The 18,116-nt window shown below is 58.5% G+C and carries 13 protein-coding genes and 1 tRNA gene; 7 read left to right on the top strand and 7 right to left on the bottom strand.

Annotated elements, in window-relative coordinates; translation table 11 throughout:
- Window positions 1-4: 4 nt before the first annotated feature.
- Window positions 5-1,660, bottom strand: a complete 1,656-nt coding sequence (locus tag ACQZ5M_RS05440; protein WP_296074957.1) for an ABC transporter permease — start codon at window positions 1,658-1,660, stop codon at window positions 5-7.
- Between the two features lie 95 nt (window positions 1,661-1,755).
- On the bottom strand, window positions 1,756-5,553 hold the full coding sequence (locus ACQZ5M_RS05435; RefSeq protein WP_296074930.1) for an ATP-binding protein: 3,798 nt from the start codon (window positions 5,551-5,553) through the stop codon (window positions 1,756-1,758).
- Between the two features lie 313 nt (window positions 5,554-5,866).
- Here ACQZ5M_RS05435 and ACQZ5M_RS05430 point away from each other — a divergent pair.
- The 3 genes from ACQZ5M_RS05430 to ACQZ5M_RS05420 all read left to right on the top strand — a co-directional run bounded on the left by ACQZ5M_RS05430 (window position 5,867) and on the right by ACQZ5M_RS05420 (window position 8,438).
- Window positions 5,867-5,943, top strand: a tRNA-His gene (locus ACQZ5M_RS05430).
- 235 nt (window positions 5,944-6,178) lie between these two features.
- Window positions 6,179-7,714, top strand: a complete 1,536-nt coding sequence (locus tag ACQZ5M_RS05425; RefSeq protein WP_365998840.1) for a Ppx/GppA phosphatase family protein — start codon at window positions 6,179-6,181, stop codon at window positions 7,712-7,714.
- Between the two features lies 1 nt (window position 7,715).
- Window positions 7,716-8,438 carry an RlmE family RNA methyltransferase gene (locus ACQZ5M_RS05420; protein WP_296039036.1) on the top strand — a complete coding sequence of 241 codons (723 nt, stop codon included), beginning with the start codon at window positions 7,716-7,718 and terminating at the stop codon, window positions 8,436-8,438.
- A 2-nt stretch (window positions 8,439-8,440) separates the two neighbouring features.
- On the opposite strand, the gene ACQZ5M_RS05415 is transcribed toward ACQZ5M_RS05420, so the two are convergent.
- Window positions 8,441-9,838 carry an MFS transporter gene (locus ACQZ5M_RS05415; protein WP_296074933.1) on the bottom strand — a complete coding sequence of 466 codons (1,398 nt, stop codon included), beginning with the start codon at window positions 9,836-9,838 and terminating at the stop codon, window positions 8,441-8,443.
- Between the two features lie 194 nt (window positions 9,839-10,032).
- On the opposite strand from ACQZ5M_RS05415, the gene ACQZ5M_RS05410 reads away from it, so the two are divergent.
- From ACQZ5M_RS05410 to ACQZ5M_RS05400, 3 genes are all read left to right on the top strand, one after another.
- Window positions 10,033-11,028, top strand: coding sequence for an MBL fold metallo-hydrolase (locus tag ACQZ5M_RS05410; RefSeq protein WP_296080833.1), 996 nt, complete (start codon window positions 10,033-10,035; stop codon window positions 11,026-11,028).
- 219 nt (window positions 11,029-11,247) lie between these two features.
- Window positions 11,248-12,753 carry an IMP dehydrogenase gene (gene guaB / locus ACQZ5M_RS05405; RefSeq protein ID WP_296015641.1) on the top strand — a complete coding sequence of 502 codons (1,506 nt, stop codon included), beginning with the start codon at window positions 11,248-11,250 and terminating at the stop codon, window positions 12,751-12,753.
- Between the two features lie 108 nt (window positions 12,754-12,861).
- A complete protein-coding gene (locus tag ACQZ5M_RS05400) occupies window positions 12,862-13,263 on the top strand; it encodes an MAPEG family protein (protein ID WP_296015690.1) in 402 nt (133 codons plus the stop codon).
- 11 nt (window positions 13,264-13,274) lie between these two features.
- Here the strand turns inward: ACQZ5M_RS05400 and ACQZ5M_RS05395 are convergent, their stop codons facing one another.
- Together ACQZ5M_RS05395 and ACQZ5M_RS05390 are read right to left on the bottom strand one after the other, a co-directional pair.
- Window positions 13,275-14,162 carry a hydrogen peroxide-inducible genes activator gene (locus tag ACQZ5M_RS05395; protein WP_296074939.1) on the bottom strand — a complete coding sequence of 296 codons (888 nt, stop codon included), beginning with the start codon at window positions 14,160-14,162 and terminating at the stop codon, window positions 13,275-13,277.
- A gap of 73 nt (window positions 14,163-14,235) precedes the next feature.
- On the bottom strand, window positions 14,236-15,186 hold the full coding sequence (locus tag ACQZ5M_RS05390) for a LysR substrate-binding domain-containing protein (RefSeq protein ID WP_296074942.1): 951 nt from the start codon (window positions 15,184-15,186) through the stop codon (window positions 14,236-14,238).
- A gap of 198 nt (window positions 15,187-15,384) precedes the next feature.
- Here ACQZ5M_RS05390 and ACQZ5M_RS05385 point away from each other — a divergent pair, with 198 nt between their 5' ends.
- Entirely contained in the window at window positions 15,385-15,681 is a 297-nt protein-coding gene (locus tag ACQZ5M_RS05385) for a DUF1127 domain-containing protein (protein ID WP_296015636.1), read from the top strand.
- Window positions 15,682-15,835: 154 nt separating this feature from the next.
- Here ACQZ5M_RS05385 and ACQZ5M_RS05380 read toward each other — a convergent pair whose 3' ends face one another.
- The gene (locus ACQZ5M_RS05380; RefSeq protein WP_296097661.1) at window positions 15,836-17,209 is read right to left on the bottom strand and encodes a glutamate--cysteine ligase; all 1,374 of its coding nucleotides are present in this window, start codon (window positions 17,207-17,209) and stop codon (window positions 15,836-15,838) included.
- A gap of 140 nt (window positions 17,210-17,349) precedes the next feature.
- Window positions 17,350-18,087: a 16S rRNA (uracil(1498)-N(3))-methyltransferase gene (locus ACQZ5M_RS05375; RefSeq protein ID WP_449079237.1), complete on the bottom strand. Its 738-nt coding sequence runs from the start codon at window positions 18,085-18,087 to the stop codon at window positions 17,350-17,352.
- Window positions 18,088-18,116: the final 29 nt, after the last annotated feature.

Here is an 18,116-nt window from a genome sequence, read left to right as displayed (position 1 = left end):
AGCGTCAGCTGCCTCTTTTTTGCGCGTCAGTATCCAGAGCGCTCGAAACGAAAACGACCGGGACAAGTCCAGCAGCGATGATGACGAGCGCCGGAAGTGCCGCATCCTGGACGCGCGCGCGCGAAGCGCTTTCATAGACCAGCGTTGCCAGCGTATTGAAGTTGAACGGCCGCAGCATCATCGTAGCGGGAAGTTCCTTAAGCGACTCGATGAACACCAGAAGAGATGCTGTAATTGCGGCGGGCCGGATGTTGGGAAGCAGTACACCCAACAATGTTTGAAGCCGCGTGCGACCAAGTGTTCGCGATGCCATGTCGAGATGCGGCGACAGCTTCTGGAAGCCGGCATCGACCGTGCCTTCTGCAAGCGTCATGAAACGCACTCCATGGGCATAGATAATGGCAAAGGCCGTGCCGGATAGGAGAAGGCCGGTCGAAATGCCAAGATCGGCGCGCATCAGTCCGTCCACGGCATTGTCCAGACCGGCAAGTGGGATCAATACGCCTATCGCCAGTACCGTGCCGGGAATGCCGTATCCAAGCGAACCGAGGCGAACCGCAAAACGTGTTGGCCATGCGGGACGCTCCCGTTGCGCATAGGCCAACAGAAATCCGCCCAAAAGAGTGAGAAGCCCGACGGGAATGGAAACCTCGAAACTATGGAGGAGCGCTTTGAACAGTTTCGGATCGGTGATGCTATCCAGGCGTTTGAGCGCATAGCTGCCGAGAACGAGTACGGGAACCGCAAAGCCTGAAAGGAAGGGCAGGGTGCAGGCGAGGCTGGCGAGACACGCTTTCATGGGCGCGAGCTTAACTCTGGCCGCCCGCTGATGCATCGTTGTCGCCTTGCCGGCGGCGAAGCGCTGTTGTCTGCGGGCTCTGCGCTCGATGACGATCAAAGCCGCGACGATGAAGACAAGGCACGCGGCAATTTGCGCTGCACCTGCAAGATTGCCGCGGTTCAGCCACGTCTCGTAAATCGTAAACGTCAGCGTATGGACACCGAGATACTCCACGGCACCAATATCGTTCAGCGTTTCCATCATCACCAGCGCGAAGCCGATGATGATCGCAGGGCGTGCCATCGGCAACTGCACCGATAGAAAAAGCCGTAGCGGCCCCACACCAAGTGTCCTTGCCGCATCTGTTGCGAACCGCCCCTGCAACCCGAAGGCCGCACGCGCCGACAGGTAGATGTAAGGATAGAGCACGGAGCCCAGCACCAGCACGGCCCCACCGAGCGAGCGGATATCGGGAAACCAGTAATCGCGGATGGTCTGATAGCCGAGAAGCGCGCGCAGACCGCTTTGCACTGGTCCGGCAAAATCCAGAAACTCGCCGAAGGCATAAGCTGCGAGGTAGGATGGGATCGCAAGCGGCAACACCAGAGCAAACGACAGCAGCCGCCGGAAGGGAAAGTCGAACATGGTGACGAGCCAGGCCGTCGTCACGCCGACAATCGTGGTGAAGGCACCGGTCATCGCCAGCAGGAGGAGCGTTTGTTCACCCGACCGAGGCAGCACGTTGACGAGCAGATGCTGCCAGCCAACGGAGCCGCCCGTAAGGGCGATGACGATAATGGCGATGAGCGGCATTGCGACCAGCGCAGAGAGAAGCATCGCCGCGATCGTCAGCGGGCTGAAACGCGGTCCACTCCGCATCGATGCGAGGGTTGAATGTTCGGATGGCTGCAAGGCGTTTGTCCTTCCGTGGTCGTGCATTCGTCGACCACGGATGTTGCTAGTCCCTCACCGTGTCAATTCGCAAGAACCCGCTGCGATGGAAAGCTGATTTCCACCAGAGTTCCTTCATTCGGCGTCGAGGTGATGGCGAAATTGGCGCGATTGGCATCCACCATCGCTTTTGTCAGAGGGAGTCCGAGACCCGTGCCATCGCCGCGCACCCGGCTGCTGGATGCCGACACCTGACGGAACGGTTTCATGGCGTGTTCCAGTTCCGAGCGCGTCATGCCGATGCCTGTATCGCGGACGCGCAGGACCACGCTGCCATTTGCCTCATAGGCTGTGGACACGACGATCTGGCCGCCGGACGGCGTGAACTTGATAGCGTTCGACAGGATGTTGAGCAGAATCTGCTTGATTGAGCGCAGGTCGGCCACGACAGGCGGTACCGATTGCGACAATGCCGTGCGGATGATCACACGCTGATTGTTGGCTTGTGGCTGAACAAGAGAAACCGCTTCTGCTATGGTTTCGTTGAGGACCACCGCCTTGAAGTCCACATCCATCTGCCCGGCTTCGATCTTGGAGATGTCCAGGAGATCGTTGACGATATCGAGGACGTGGCGGCCGGACCGCACGATGTCGTTCGAATACTCGATATAGCGCGGATTGCCGATCGGTCCGAACCGCTCGGTCGCCATCATGTCGGCAAAGCCGATGATGGCATTCAACGGTGTGCGGATTTCATGGCTGACGCGGGCCAGGAAATCGGTCTTGTGCGCATTGGCGGTTTCCGCAGCGCGCTTTGCGTTGCGCAGGTCTTCCTCTGTGCGCTTCCATTGCGTGATGTCGCGGATGACTGCGCAATATCCGTTGGTGGATTTGAGCCTACCGATCGTCATGAACAATGGCAGGAAGCCACCGGAGGCTTCGCGGCCAATGACTTCGCGACCATCATTCAGCACACTGGCGACACCGTTATTGGCAAGGCCCGAAAGATAATCCAAAATGGCGCGCTGGCTTTCATGCGCAAACAGCGTAACGAATGGCCTGTTGGCGATTTCGGCATTGTCGTAATTGAAGAGGGCGCTGGCAGAGCGGTTGAGCGAGCGAATATTCCCGTCTTCGCCCACCAGAACCACGCCGTCCGTCGCCGTTTCGAGGATGGAGTGAAGCTCCTCGATTTCTCCCTTCATCCGCGCGGCATCATGTGCCTCTTCAGGCGCAGAAGCCTCGAGCGGGGTGACGGAATCACGCGCGCCTTCAAACGGGATGAGAGACAGCATCAGGGCGCTGGCGTTTTCCCACCGGACCGACTGGAGCTTTGCCCTCACAGGGATGAGTTCGTTCTCGGCACTGACGGCCACCATGCCACCGCTCTGTTCGGAAAACGTTTCCAGTTCATCCCGCTGAAGAAGCGCATCCAGGCCGCCGAGCGCCGCCAGTTCCTCAACATCTCCATAGCCGGTTAGACGCAGAAATTCCGGATTGGCGTGGATCAACTGATCGCCGCTGTGGATGAGAAGAGCAACCGGCATCTGGTCGACGGTTTCGGCCGTTAATCCCGTCGTCAAACGAGAGGATAGCGCGACTGCTACTTCATCTTCGCCATGGCCTTGCTCTTCATTGTCTGGCGCGACCTGCGCTTCCTCGCTGTCGCCATCCTTGCCGATCATGCGGTTTCCGATTGGCGGATGAGTAAAAGCGACAGGCGCGTCGCCGCGCGTGTAGTCCTTGAACGCATCGTCATCGGTCTTCGTCGCTGCCTCTTCGTCGGCAATGACGTCGATGGGCGCGTTATCATCCGCCTCGATATGCGGCTCTTCGACCTCTGGCGACGCTGCGACGGCGTCGTCAACAGCTGCTTCGACCGCATTTTCGCTCAGAGGAGAATCCGACTTTGCCGCTTGGGAAACAGAAGTTTTATCGTCCTCAGCCTCGACGGGCTTCAAGGTCCGTCCGATTTCACGAAACGCTGCCTCTTCGCTGGCACTCAGACCATCGCGGCGATTGCGGTGCTCCTCGATGCGCACGACCTTGTCGGAATAGCGCCGGCCCTGTGTCTCAGCTATTTTCAGCACCGGAACCTCATGCTCCGGCGGTTGGTGAAAACGCTTCTGCTGCGTGGCTTGAACAGGGTGCCCGGTTTCCGCTTCAGCCGAAACGTCATCTGCTTCTCTCTCGAAAGAGGAAGGAACGGTTTCAGATTGAGCTGGTGACTCAACGGTTTCAGATGCACCCGTATCGACCGTGCGCTCCTCGGTCTCCTCACTTTCCTGATCTTCCGGATAGGGTTCTCCACTCAAGGCAAGCCCTGCCGCATGCGGATCTTCGACCGCATCCGCGACACGAACGATACCAAATCCTCTGAAGCCATCGAACTCGCGCGTGCGAGTATAGGTTGGAAGCGCTGCTAGATCGATGGGGACCGCGAGGGAAGTGCCTTCCACCGGCCAAAAGATCGTCTTGCCCGACCACGTGTCGCGACGCTTCAGCAGCTCGGCAATCTTGCCTTCCGGATCAAGATTGAAGAGCGCGGCGAGATCGGAAAAGCTCATGCCTTCGACGGCAGCCGCCTTCGGTCCGACGGCTTCTGCAAATTCATGCGAAATGGAACTGAAGCATCCGGCTGCGTCGATTTTCCAGACGAAGCGACTTGCTCGACCGCTGGGGTCAAACTCGAAGCGCGAAGAGCTCGCCGGACCTTTGTCATCGACTTGCGTTTCGGCCCGCGCACCCGTAGGCGGCACATCTTCAACCGCCTTGTCATTCTCCGATTGAGAAGAGCCTTCTTCCGGCGTCCGCATATCCTCGTCGACACTGACAGGCTCGCTGTAGCTGGAACCTTCGTCGCGTGTCGTAGCCACTTGCCGCTCGTCGTCGTCTACCGTCGCAACATCGTCTGCGGGGGAAGCTCTCTCAGACACCTCCAACTCTTCGTCCGTATCCTGCTTGTAGGCCAGTGAAACCGACAGGTCGTCCTCGTCAAATAGCGCGTCGGCAATACCGTCATCATCCGTGTCCTGCCGCGCTTCGTCCGTTTCTTCGATCTGCTGGACTGCATCGAGAACGCTTTCGAACGCCAGTTGCTGCGCGAGGGATGGTTCCGGCGATGGTTCTGGCGCTGTTTCCGCTCTCTCTTCGGCAACCTCGATCTGGGGTTCGGGCCGCACCTCCATAAAATCGGAGGACGGGTCGAGCGTGCCGAGCGCGGTTTCAACCACGAAGACCAGATTGAGGGCCGGGTCCTGTGTCAACTGCGCGGTCGCTGCGGGCATATATCCCTTGCCGGTAGGAACGGGACGCTTCACCAGTTTACTCCCGTGGCGCGCCGCCATGGAGATCAGCGTTCGGGCGGTCTGCGGCGCGATCGCAAGATCGCCGAACCTGGGCGAGGCAGCGATCGTCGCCCCGGTATCATCCATCACCGCCATATGAATATCGGGATCGTCGAAACCCTCGATCATCCGTTTCGCGCGATCTTCGAGCGACGAAATCGACTGGTCCAGCACGGCCGAAAACAGCAATAGCGGCTGCTTCGGCCCCACTTCGATGACTTCGAGAGCCGCAGACACCGCCACGCTGCGGAAGCCGGATAGAATGCGGATCATGAATTGTTGACGATCACCGATCGCATGCAGCCTGCTTGCCGCACCGGCGACCTGCCGGAACGCCACGTCCTGCACCTTCGGCCCATGCTCGATGAAATCATAGATCATCGCTGCGCCGAAAAGAGCAGCACCGCGTCCATTGGCCCAAAGCGCATTTTTGAGGTCCATGGAGAACAGCGCAAGCGCCTCGCCATTGGCGAACTTTTCCCGTACGCGCTCATGCACGGCTATGTCGATAAACGGGTACTGAACGGCGGGCATGTCGGAACCTACTTTGGCACTACGTGACCTTCGCTGCCGCACGGCCTCCTCATGAGGCACAACACAGCCTGCATCGGCGTGACGTTAACAGAATCTTAAATAACTTCACAGGGCCGCTGGGTCCATAATCGCCGCTGGGAATTGGGAAATAGAGTTAATATCACATGGACCGGAGCTCCACCGTTGCGGGTGATGGCCCAACCCGGGAAAACAGACTTGCTTTCCATGGGTTTTTTCGCAAAAATTAGAGAAGGACTTGCAAAAGGGAAAAACTCCCCGTATGTGAGCCCCGTAACGCGAAAGCGTCTCTTGTGCGGTTGTAGCTCAGTTGGTTAGAGCGCAGGTTTGTGGCACCTGAGGTCGGTGGTTCGACCCCACTCAACCGTACCATTCTCTTCTCCCCGTTAGTCATTTCGTCACACCGACTTGCGGGGAGAAGAGAATTTTTCTTTTTGATCTATCCCCTGCAGACTGTTCATCCTTGTCCGAAATGACATGCACGATTTTGCGCGCGACCAAAAATCGGTTGGCTAGAATGTCACATACTGGTAAGGTCTCCCCAACGTAACCTTATGAACGCCAGCGGCATGCCTTCGGGCTTTTGCGCGGCGGAGTGGAAAAAACAGTGATTGACCCCGGCAACGGCTCAAAGCCGTCGGAACCAGGGGCGTCGGTGGCAGAAAAAGGGAAGGCGAAGCGTTCCCGTCGTGGCAAGGGCAAGCGAGGCGGCAAGAACCGTTCCGCGTCTGCTTTGCCGCAGCTGCATATTGCCGACTCCCGTCAGGATGCTCCACCACCAGGCGGTATCGAGCCTGGAACGGAGCCGCGCAAACGCAAACGCCGCCGGCGTTCCGGCGGGCAGGGCGCTCAGAAAGCACATCCAGGCATTGCGGCAGACGGTTTGAAGCCGGACCTATCGGCGCGTACCGACCAGTTTCCATCCGGAAAGAAAAAATCGCGCAATCGCAAGCGCCCGCATCGTGATCCGCAGGGAAGGCCACTGGTGCCGAGCCAGGCGCCCCGGCCTGTTGCGAGGCAGAATGGCGCAGGCGCCAATGGTGCAGCGGTGGCAGTCGAGCACACAGGCTTTGCGCATTCGCGGCATGCGGGCGGACGCGAGGCCTTCGAACCCAGCGCCGACATGTATGCCGCGCTCGATCTCGGCACCAACAACTGCCGCCTTCTGATTGCGCAGCCGACACGCCCGGGCCAGTTCCGCGTGGTCGATGCTTTTTCGAGAATCGTTCGCCTCGGGGAAGGTCTGGTTTCCACCGGTCGCCTTTCCGATGACGCGATGGATAGGGCTGTTGAAGCCTTGAAGGTCTGCGCGTCAAAGCTTGCCGGACGGCCTATCCGTCGCATGCGGCTGATTGCCACCGAAGCCTGCCGTGCGGCGACGAATGGCGAAGAGTTTCTCGAACGTGTCACGCGTGAGACAGGCCTCAACCTCGAAATTATCAGTCGTGAGACGGAAGCGCGCCTTGCCGTCTCCGGCTGCTCTTCCCTGGTGGGACGTGAAGCCCGCTCCGTCGTGCTGTTCGATATTGGCGGCGGCTCGTCGGAAATAGCTGTCATTCGGTTGAACGAAAACCGCTCGAACCGGCTTGCCAACCACATCACCCACTGGACCTCATTGCCGGTCGGCGTGGTGACGCTCTCGGAGCGCCATGGTGGTCGCGATGTGACGCCTCAAGTCTTTGAGGCGATGGTAACGGAAGTCGAAGGACTGCTCGGCGCATTTCACTGCCCGCCGCTTTCAGATCAGTCGACGCCTGATGACTTCCATCTGATCGGTACGTCCGGCACGGTGACGACGCTTGCCGGAGTTCACCTCGACTTGCCGCGTTACGATCGCCGCAAGGTCGATGGGCTGTGGCTATCCGATGCCGAAGTCACGGCTATGCAGGAAAAACTCTTGGCCTGGGACTTTGCCGGTCGCGCTGCCAATGCCTGCATCGGGCCGGATCGTGCAGACCTCGTTCTGGCCGGTTGCGCAATCCTGGAAGCGATCCGCAGACGCTGGCCCGCCCGGCGCATGCGGGTTGCAGATCGCGGGCTGCGCGAAGGCCTGTTGACCGATATGATGGCAGATGATGGCGCATGGCGCCGTAACAGGTTACGCCGTATACAGACGCATGGCAGAACAGAGCGGAAGGGTTGATATGAGCAAGGCGCCCACGAGCACCAACCGTACCGGACGCAAGATTGGCCAGAAGGTGAAGAAGACGAAGCTGAAGGCCTCGTCTCGCCGCTGGCTGGAGCGTCATATCAATGACCCTTACGTGCAGCGCGCCAAGCTTGAAGGGTACCGTGCGCGCGCGGCTTTCAAGCTGTTGGAAATCAACGATAAGCATCAGATCCTGAAGGATGCGCATCGCATCATCGATCTGGGTGCAGCGCCGGGCAGCTGGTCGCAGATCGCTGCCAAGGTGACTGATTCCACCGAGGATGATATCCGTGTTGCCGCGATCGACTTTCTGGAACTCGATCCCATACCTGGCGTAAAGATTCTGCAACTCGACTTCCTCGATCCGAAAGCACCGGAGCTTTTGATGGAAGCCGTCGGCGGCACGCCAGATCTCGTGCTTTCCGATATGGCAGCGCCCACCACCGGCCACCAGAAGACCGACCACATCCGCACCATGCATCTGTGCGAGGTCGCAGCCGATTTCGCCGTTCAGGTTCTGGCCGAAGGCGGGCATTTTCTTGCCAAGACCTTTCAGGGCGGCACGGAGAAGCAGCTGCTCGATATGCTGAAGCAGAACTTCAAGCAGGTCATCCACATCAAGCCCGCCTCGTCGCGGTCCGAATCGGTGGAGATGTTCCTGCTCGCCAAGCACTTCAAGGGCCGCAAGACGGTCACGTCAGAGGCGACGGACGCTTAGAATTATTCTGCAGGCTGTGAGACTTTGCGTCTGTGGCCTGACACTTCAGAGCCCGCCCCTTTATCCATCGCCATAAGCGGCAGTGTGGCAAACAGCGATACCAGCGCGACAATCATGAATGCCAGATGGAAGTTGGCAAGCTCGAGGTGGCGACCTGAGAAGTAGGCACTGACCTCAAGGATCGATGCCGCAAAGGCTACGCCAAGCGCCAGGCTGATCTGTTGCAAAACGGACGCCATCGATGTCGCCTGGCTGGCTTGACGATCGTCGATATCGGAATAGCTGAGCGCATTGGTGCCAGTGAAGAAGAACGACCGAGCAAAACCTGCCGTTACCAGACAGATCATGATCAGCGAATAAGGCGTCTCGGGCGTGAAAAAGCTGTTGGCAAGCGTTGTACAGGCGCCGACGATGCCAGCGCTGAGCAGGGTTCCCTTGAAACCGGTTGCGGCGAAAACACGCCGTGCCATGAACTTGGTGGTGATCGCGCCGATGGCGCCCGCGAAGGTGATCATGCCCGATTGAAACGGGTTGAGGCCAAACCCGATCTGCAACATCAGCGGCATTAGGAACGGGATAGCCCCGGTCGAAATGCGAAACACTGTGCCGCTGATCGAGGCGGTTCTGAATGTGGCGTTGTGAAAGATCTTGAAATCCAGGATCGGCGCGGGATGGATTTTTGCATGGCGAACATAAAGCGCGCCGCAGACGAAGCCGATGATGATGGAGGCAATGCCCACAAAGGGCGGCAGAGCGGGGAGGCTGACCACAGAAAAGCCGAACACAACCCCGGAGGCCGCAAGGCCGGACAGCACGAAGCCGGCGATATCCATCGGTGGCGGATTGGTAGTTTCGATTTCCGGCAGGTAGATCGTCGCAAGCCAGATTCCGATAATGCCGATCGGGACATTGATCAGGAAAATCCAGTGCCAGGAAAAGTACGTGGTGATGAAGCCACCGACGGGTGGTCCCGTTAGCGGGCCGACAAGACCCGGAATGGTCAGAAGCGCCATGGCGGAAACGAGATCGGTGCGCTTGGTGGTGCGCAGCAGAACGAGACGACCGACCGGCGTCATCATCGCGCCGCCCATGCCTTGCAGGAAACGTGATACGACGAATTCGACGACAGAGCCTGAGACCGCACAACAGATCGAACCGACCACGAAGATTGCGATGGCAAAACGGAAAATCTTCTTTGCGCCGAACTTGTCGGCCATCCACCCGCTGATGGGAATGAAGATAGCAAGCGAAACCATATAGGCGGTCAGTGCGAGCTTCAGCGTGATGGGTCCGACATTCAGATCCTTGGCAATTGCAGGCAGTGAGGTCGCAATGACAGTGGAATCCATCTGCTCCATAAAAAGGGCGACGGCAAGGATTAGCGGAATGATTCTGTTCATGGCTTGACTGCGGCCCACCCCGCACCGGCAAAAGTTCGAACCACTTACTACTCCTGGTATCTCGACTTGCCAACTAAACATTTGGCAAGGATTGACACGCTACCGCCTTCACGACGCTGTGAGAGCTTGCCACTGAACCGAAATACCTAGACGCTCGTTAAGCTCCTTGGACCCCACAAGCGGAGACTTTCACGATGGACAGGATGAATATCAGCCGACGCACACTTCTGGGAACGGCAGGGGCGGGCGCCGTCGCGCCGTTCGTATTGAGCGGAGCAGCGGTTGCTCAGACTTCACAGCCCCAGACATCTATGGAGATCAATCACGCGATGCCGCCGGAAACCAACCGTTTCAAGCTGGGAGAATTTGAAGTTCTGGTTGTCAAGGATGGTGCTCGTCCTTCCGGCAAGCCGGGTGAAACCTTCGGAACGAACCAGAGCCCGGAAACTGTAGCGGAGTTGCTGGAAAAGAATTTCCTGCCCACCGACCAGTTCGTCAACAGCTTTTCTCCTGCCATGATCAATACGGGCAAGGACCTTGTGCTCTTCGATACCGGCTTCGGCGAACAGGGCCGCGAAGCCGGCAATGGCCGTCTGCTCGAGGGTCTTGCTGCTGCGGGATATACTCCGGACGACGTCACCGTCGTGGTCCTGACCCACATGCACGGAGATCACATCGGCGGACTGATGGAGAAGGGCAAGCCAGCCTTTCCGAAGGCCCGTTATGTCTTCGGCCAGAAAGAGTATGATTTCTGGACGGATGAAAAGCGTGCCGGCACGCCCGCTGAAAGTGGTCACAAGGCGGTCCTCGCTAACGTGAAGCCGCTGGCGGAAAAGGCGACATTCATCGATGACGGCGCTGAGGTGGTTCCTGGCATCACCGCCATCGCAGCCTTTGGCCACTCGCCGGGCCATATGATTTTCAACGTGGAATCCGGCAGCAAGCGGCTGATCCTGACGGCTGACACGGCAAACCACTTTGTCCTGTCGCTTCAGCGGCCAGATTGGGAAGTCCGCTTCGATATGGATAAAGCCGCCGCTGCGGCGACCCGCAAGAAAGTCTTTGATATGGTGTCGACCGATCGCGTGCCGTTCCTCGGCTATCACATGCCGTTCCCGTCTGTCGGCTATGTAGAGAAGCTCGAGACTGGATACAGGTTCGTGCCCAAATCCTACCAGTTCGACATCTGATCGGCAGACGCATCTGAGAGAACTCCTAAGCCGCGGTCGACAAAGCCGCGGCTTATCGGCAACATGGTGCATCGCACATGTTTCCCGGTTTTCTCTATTCCCTTCCCGTCATAACCGTGTTACCAGCCCTCGCCAACTTCCAAGCAATCCTTTGCAGGACCGTCGGGGTGAACATTCGTTCCGGATCGGCCATGCATTTCATACTGAAGGAATTTGGCCATGGCACGCATCATTGAAACTCCCACTGGTCTCGACGCGCTGACGTTCGATGACGTTCTCCTCCAGCCGGGGCACTCCGAAGTCATGCCCGGCCAGACGAATATCGCGACCCGCATTGCGCACGATATCGAGCTCAACCTTCCCATTCTATCTTCCGCGATGGACACGGTCACCGAAAGCCGCCTGGCGATCGCCATGGCGCAAGCCGGCGGCATCGGCGTCATTCATCGTAACCTGACCCCGATCGAACAGGCCGAAGAAGTTCGTCAGGTTAAAAAGTTCGAAAGCGGCATGGTCGTCAATCCCGTGACCATCGGCCCGGATGCAACGCTGGCTGAAGCCCAGTTGCTGATGAAGGCACACGGCATTTCCGGCATTCCGGTCGTGGAAAATGGTGGCAGCGGCGGCCATAAGATTGGTCGTCTCGTCGGCATCCTGACCAACCGCGACGTGCGTTTTGCTTCCGACCCTGCGCAGAAGATCTACGAATTGATGACGCGCGAAAACCTGGTCACCGTCAAGGAAAGCAGCGTCGACCAGCAGGAAGCCCGCCGCCTTCTGCACAAGCACCGCATCGAAAAGCTGCTTGTGGTGGACGGCAAGGGCAACTGCGTTGGCCTCATCACCGTCAAGGATATCGAGAAGTCGCAGTTGAACCCAAATGCCACGAAGGATGCGCAGGGCCGCCTTCGTGCCGCAGCAGCCATCAGCGTCGGTGACGATGCCATCGAGCGCGCTGAGCGTCTGATCGAGGTAGGCGTTGACGTTCTCGTGGTCGACACGGCGCATGGTCACTCGCAGCGCGTTCTCGATGCGGTGAGCCACGTCAAGAAGATGTCGAACTCGGTTCGCGTCATTGCCGGCAACGTTGCGACATCGGCTGGCACCAAGGCGCTGATCGATGCGGGTGCGGATGCCGTCAAGGTCGGTATCGGCCCAGGCTCTATCTGCACAACGCGCATCGTCGCAGGCGTTGGCGTTCCGCAACTGGCGGCTATCATGTCCGCCGTCGAAGCAGCGCATGCGGCAGACATTCCGGTGATCGCCGATGGCGGCATCAAGTTCTCCGGCGACCTTGCCAAGGCAATAGCGGCAGGCGCATCCGCCGTGATGATCGGCTCGCTGCTGGCGGGTACGGATGAAAGCCCAGGCGAAGTGTTCCTCTATCAGGGCCGCTCCTTCAAGGCCTATCGTGGAATGGGTTCCGTAGGTGCCATGGCGCGTGGTTCGGCAGACCGTTACTTCCAGGCGGAAGTGCGTGATACGCTGAAGCTCGTGCCGGAGGGCATCGAAGGCCAGGTTCCTTACAAGGGTCCTGTCTCCGGCGTGTTGCACCAGCTGGCTGGTGGCCTGAAGGCGGCAATGGGCTATGTCGGCGGTGGCACAATCAAGGATTTCCAGGAGCGTGCCACTTTCGTGCGCATCTCCGGCGCCGGCTTGCGTGAAAGCCACGCGCATGATGTGACCATCACCCGCGAAAGCCCGAACTATCCGGGCGCTGTTTGATCTGCTGCCTGCTTCGGGTAAAAGACTGAGATGATTTGAACGCTCTCCAAACCCTGTTTGGAGAGCGTCTTTGTTGATAGGAGAAGAAGTATGTCGCCCACGACTGCCATGTTCTGGCCAATGATCGCTCACGCATTTCTGGTGTTCTGGCTCTATGGGCTGCTGGCATATCGCCGCAAGAAATTTACCTTTGTCGATGGCGACGCCGTGCGCCGTTTCCGTGATGCGGGCGAGGAGGCGCCGGAAAGCAAGCTGGTCAACAAGAACATTGCCAACCAGTTCGAGCTGCCGATGCTCTTCCACGCGGCGTGTCTGCTGCTATATATCACGGATGCGGACAATATCGTTACCATCGTGCTCGGCTGGATTTTCGTTCTGTCGCGCATTTTCCATTCCTACATCCACGTCACCAGCAACCGGCTGCGCTACCGCGGTCCGGCCTTCATCACAGGTTTCGTGGCATTGCTTCTGATGTGGGGATGGCTCTTCATCTGGCTCGCGCTAGAGTAGGAATTGCGAGCCTAGCGGATAGATTGCCTGATGGCATCGGCAAGAGCGGCGATGTCGCCTTTGCGTCCGCTCGCCATGCGCCAGACAAGGCCGATCTCCCTTGCTGGGGCCGGATCGGCAAAGGGAACGATGCGGAGATTGTTTCGCATCGTCTCCGTGGGAATGGCAATTTCCGGAATCAGCGTCATTCCCATGTCATGCGACACCATCTGCAGTAATGTCGCCATCGAGGTTGCGCCGTAGTTGACGAGGCTGCGCTTGCCCGCGGTGCCGCAGACCGCCAGTGCCTGATCGCGAAGGCAGTGCCCTTCCTCCAGCAGCAGCAGCCGGTCCATGTCGACCTGTCCCTCATTGACGGGGGAGACAAGAACCTTGTCGTCGCTCTTTGCTGTCGCCATGAAGAAGCGATCGGTGAACAGGTGACACGTCTCCAGCCCTTCCCCTTCCACCGGAATTGCGGCAATCACCGCATCGAGCTTGCGAGCGGAAAGATCCGATAAAAGACGGTCGGTGACGGTCTCCTTCAGTTCGATCTCGATCAGGGAATGATGCGCGCGAAGATGCGGTACGAGTTTCGGCACGAGATAGGGCGCTATGGTAGGAATGATCCCAATTCGAACCAATCCTTCCAGGGCGCCTGAGGTTTTTCGCGCCGCTTCTTCCAGCCGTTCCACCTCCAGAAGAATGGCCCGCACGTGCTGCAAGACCTCGTCGCCTTTGGGGGTGATGGTGATATCGCCGCGACTGCGCTCCACAAGTTTGACACCGAGATGCTCCTCCATATCCATGATCTGCACGGAAAGCGCCGGCTGGCTGATATGGGCTTCGGCCGCCGCCTTGCCGAAATGCAGGGTGCGTGCGAGGCAGTCGAAATATCGCATCTGTCTAAGCGTAAGCATGATAGGAGTTTCCTATCAATAAAAGCTCATCTTCGAAAGCTGGAATTATCAACCAAGAAAGAGGCGCGAGAGCTTACCAGCCCGGTGCGACGTAGGTGGATTTGAGCTTTTGCATACCGGGCAGCATCTTCACGCGTGAGTCCAACTCCTCAGGGAGAGGGCTGAGCGTGATATTGTCGAGGCACGCAGTGATGTGATCGGTGATGGCATTGATGAGCGAGGGCGACAGCCCGGGACGCTTCATCAGGCCGATCTGTACCGGCGGCAGAGGCGGAAAGCCATCGGCCGACGTCAGCACCCGCATGCCCGTTCGAAGTGTTGATTCCGGCAAAACCGAGACCGCCATGCCGGCAAGGACGGCAGCGGCAATCACGGTGGAAGACCAACTGGTGAACAGGACTTGATAATCCCGGCCATCAGCATCGAGAGCCGAGCAGGCAAGCTGCCGCCAGTGGCAATCGCGTCGCCCGACAGCGAGCGGCACGGGCGCATCATCGCGCAAGGGATGGTTTGCCGACGTGACCCAGCAAAGAGGCTCGGTACGTACGATATCCGATACTCGCGTCCGTGGATTATGCGTCACCAGCGCGATGTCGAGTTCGCCTCGCGCCATCTTCTCCGCAAGGCTGATCGACGGCTCGCAAACGATATAGAGCTCGACATTCGGATGCGTCTTGGCAAAGCGTCCTATGATCTCGGGCATGTAGCGGTCGGCATAATCATCAGGCGTGCCAATGCGTAACGTCCCTTCCAGCCGGTTGTCATCGAAGGCTGCAACCGCCTCGTTGTTAAGGCGGATAATACGGCGAGCATAATGCATCAGCTTCTCACCCTCCGCCGTCAGCCTGTTGCCACGCCCGTCCTTGGCGAAAAGCTGCTTGCCTAGCCGCTCTTCGAGCCTTCGCATCTGCATCGAGACTGCCGATTGTGTCTTGAATACCCTGTCCGCGGCCTTGGTGAAGCTGCCCGTATCAACAATGGCGATGAACGTATGAAGCTGGTCAATATCGAGCGGAGCGGTCAAAGCGGCCATCCATAAGAGCAATTGATATCTGACATTAGAAACATTCGTTGGACTGATCAATAGACTTGCGACATTTTGACGCTCAAGACATCCGATCAACCCGGTCAACGCTTTCGAGCGGCGGCCTCAACCTCACCAGTGTCTTCGTGCGAGAGCATGAAGCAATATATTTACGTGCCCAATCGGAAGGACCTTGTCATGCGCACGGCAGAACGGAAAATGGAATTGCAGATTGTCGCCCCCGGAGTCTCGATTGAGACGCGTTGGAACGTGGCTCTCAATCGCGTGGCGAAACTCGCGCGTTCCATCATGAACCGTATGGCCGTGAACAAGCTGACGGACATGACCGATCAGCAGCTCACAGATATCGGACTGACGCGTGGCGATGTGGTGAGCGCGCTGGAGGCCGGCTTTCTAGATGATCCAAGTATGCATCTGGCGCGGGCGGCCAGGACCCATTCAGGTACGCGATTTACGCGGCTTCGCAAGCCGTGACGTCCCATGCCGAGAACGGGATCCCGGCATCAAGTTTCCCCGCAGGGTGATTGCCAATAGCCCTGCCTTTGCCCGGTGTCAGGTCCCAAGCCGCACCGGGCTTTTTTTCGTCCGGATCGTGAATGTCGCGCCGCTGCCCGTGAGGGCAGCGCACTTAATACTGATAGTCTTCGAATACGGGCAGAACCGACTGCTGCCAGCGGCCATGGTAGAGCGCCAGCATGTCGTCTGCGAGCGTCGCCTTTTTGGCAAGAACCTCTTCCAGCGGTGAGAGGAAGACGCTTTCATCCTGTCCATCACGGTTCAGTCGCGCCCGGCTTTGCAAGCCCTTGCGGGATATCGCTACAACGTCGCGTGCCACGTCCAGCAGGTCGCGTCCCGCGATCGTCGCCTTCAGGCCTGCCGTTGGAACGGCATCGCGAAGCGCGATCACATCATCCACTTTCCAGTCCGCGGTGAACTGGTCGGCTGCAGCCAAAGCATCGTCGTCGTAGAGGAGGCCGACCCAGAAGGCCGGCAGCGCACAGATGCGCCGCCATGGACCGCCATCGGCGCCGCGCATTTCGAGGAAACGCTTGAGACGCACGTCCGGGAACAGCGTGGAGAGATGGTTCGTCCAGTCACCCAGATTGGGTTCCCAGTCGGCAATCACACCCTTCAGCGCGCCCGCCATGAACTGGCGGAAGGTGATGTCGGTACAGTCGCGATATTTGCCGTCGCGCACGATGAAGTACATCGGCACGTCCAGCGCCCATTCGACATAGTCCTTGAAGCCGAAATCCGGCTTGAACGTGAAAGGAAGAACGCCGGAACGCTGGTTGTCGGTGTCGCGCCAGATATCGCCGCGCCAGGAGAGCAGCCCGTTCGGCTTGCCTTCGGTAAAGGGCGACGAGGCAAAAAGCGCGGTTGCAAGTGGCTGAAGCTTCATCGAAACGCGCATCTTGCGGCGCATGTCCTCTTCCGAGGAGAAGTCCAAATTAACCTGGATGGTGCAGGTCCGGTACATCATGTCCAGACCCTTGGTGCCGACCTTGGGCATGTAGTTGGTCATGATCGCATAGCGCGACTTCGGCATCTGCGGTGTTTCACCATATGTCCAGAGCGGGCTGCCGCCCACGCCGAGGAATCGAATGCCCATCGGTTCGGCGATCTCGCGCAAGGTCGCCAGGTGCTGGTTGGATTCCCGACAGGTCTCGTGCAGATTTTCCAACGGCGCGCCGGACAGCTCGAACTGGCCGCCGGGCTCGATGGAAATTGCGCCCATGCCGCTCGGTTCGCCAAGGCCGATGATATTGTGCCCATCCATGATCGGCTCCCAGCCGAGCTTTTCCTGCATGCCCTTCAGCAGTGCGGAGATGCTGGCCTCACCGAAATAGGGTACTGGCTTGTTGCCATCACGGAAAAAGGCAAACTTCTCGTGCTCCGTACCGATCCGGAATTTCTCTTTCGGCTTGCAGCCTTCGGCCAGATAGTCTGTCAGTTCCTGTACGGAGGAAATCGGCGTCTGGTCAGTGGTGTCGCGGGCCATGAAATTACCTTGTTGTCTTTGCCGCCTGCGCAGCGATGTTGCCATCGCTGATAGGGTGCCGCCACGGTGCAAGCAAATGAATTTCTTTTAAGCATGAATTCATGCCGGAAATTTGTACGAGCGCGACATCTTCCGCTGGATTATTCCCAGTCGCCGATGCTTGCCTGAATGACTGCAAGCGCTGCGACCGCTGCCGTATCGGCCCGCAATATGCGGGGTCCGAGTGGTATGGGCGTCACCCAGGCCTTGCTGCGCAGCAACTGCCTTTCCTCCTCTGAAAAGCCGCCCTCCGGTCCGACGAGAAGGGCCAGTTGCTTTTCGTTGATCGCTCGAAGCGCGGGCAGGGGATTTTGCCCGGTATCGCCTTCATCGCAATAGATGATACGGCGGTGAGGCGACCAGCTTTCAAGCAGGTCTTTCAGCCGGACAGGTTCTTCGACCTCCGGCACGGCCAGAATACCGCATTGTTCCGCAGCTTCGATGACGTTTGCCCTGAGCTTGTCGAGATTGGTGATCTTGCCCTGTACATGCTGAGTGAAAACCGGCCTCAGAAAGCCGGCACCCATTTCCACCGCTTTCTGCACGAGATAGTCCATGCGTCCGGTCTTCAGCGGCGCAAAGATATAATGCAGGTCGGGTGTTTCCGGCTGAGGCCGTGTCTCTTCGAAAGGTCTCAGCACGATCTTCTTGCGCGTTGGGAATGACAGGCTGGCCTTCCATTCTCCATCGCGACCGTTGAAGAGGAGGATTTCTGAGCCATCGCCCATGCGCAGTACATTAGCGAGGTAGTTGAACTGGTAGCTGTCTGCTTCCACGGGCTCGCCGAGCCGCAAGGACTGGCTGACGAAAAGCCGCTGCATTCTGAAATTGGCGCGCATGTTGGTACTTCGATAGGTTGATGATCTGT

The sequence above is a fragment of the Rhizobium sp. 22-785-1 genome (assembly GCF_053521965.1).
Note: the sequence above shows the minus strand (reverse complement) of the source record. Positions and strands in the feature narration are given on the sequence as shown.

Excerpts from the sequence above, each read along its gene's own strand:
- ACQZ5M_RS05440 (WP_296074957.1), bottom strand. The coding sequence starts at position 1,660 with ATGCGGAGTGGACCGCGTTTCAGCCCGCTGACGATCGCGGCGATGCTT.
- ACQZ5M_RS05435 (WP_296074930.1), bottom strand. The coding sequence starts at position 5,553 with ATGCCCGCCGTTCAGTACCCGTTTATCGACATAGCCGTGCATGAGCGC.
- ACQZ5M_RS05420 (WP_296039036.1), top strand. The coding sequence starts at position 7,716 with ATGAGCAAGGCGCCCACGAGCACCAACCGTACCGGACGCAAGATTGGC.
- ACQZ5M_RS05415 (WP_296074933.1), bottom strand. The coding sequence starts at position 9,838 with ATGAACAGAATCATTCCGCTAATCCTTGCCGTCGCCCTTTTTATGGAG.
- ACQZ5M_RS05410 (WP_296080833.1), top strand. The coding sequence starts at position 10,033 with ATGGACAGGATGAATATCAGCCGACGCACACTTCTGGGAACGGCAGGG.
- guaB (WP_296015641.1), top strand. The coding sequence starts at position 11,248 with ATGGCACGCATCATTGAAACTCCCACTGGTCTCGACGCGCTGACGTTC.
- ACQZ5M_RS05400 (WP_296015690.1), top strand. The coding sequence starts at position 12,862 with ATGTTCTGGCCAATGATCGCTCACGCATTTCTGGTGTTCTGGCTCTAT.
- ACQZ5M_RS05395 (WP_296074939.1), bottom strand. The coding sequence starts at position 14,162 with ATGCTTACGCTTAGACAGATGCGATATTTCGACTGCCTCGCACGCACC.
- ACQZ5M_RS05385 (WP_296015636.1), top strand. The coding sequence starts at position 15,385 with ATGCGCACGGCAGAACGGAAAATGGAATTGCAGATTGTCGCCCCCGGA.
- ACQZ5M_RS05380 (WP_296097661.1), bottom strand. The coding sequence starts at position 17,209 with ATGGCCCGCGACACCACTGACCAGACGCCGATTTCCTCCGTACAGGAA.
- ACQZ5M_RS05375 (WP_449079237.1), bottom strand. The coding sequence starts at position 18,087 with ATGCGCGCCAATTTCAGAATGCAGCGGCTTTTCGTCAGCCAGTCCTTG.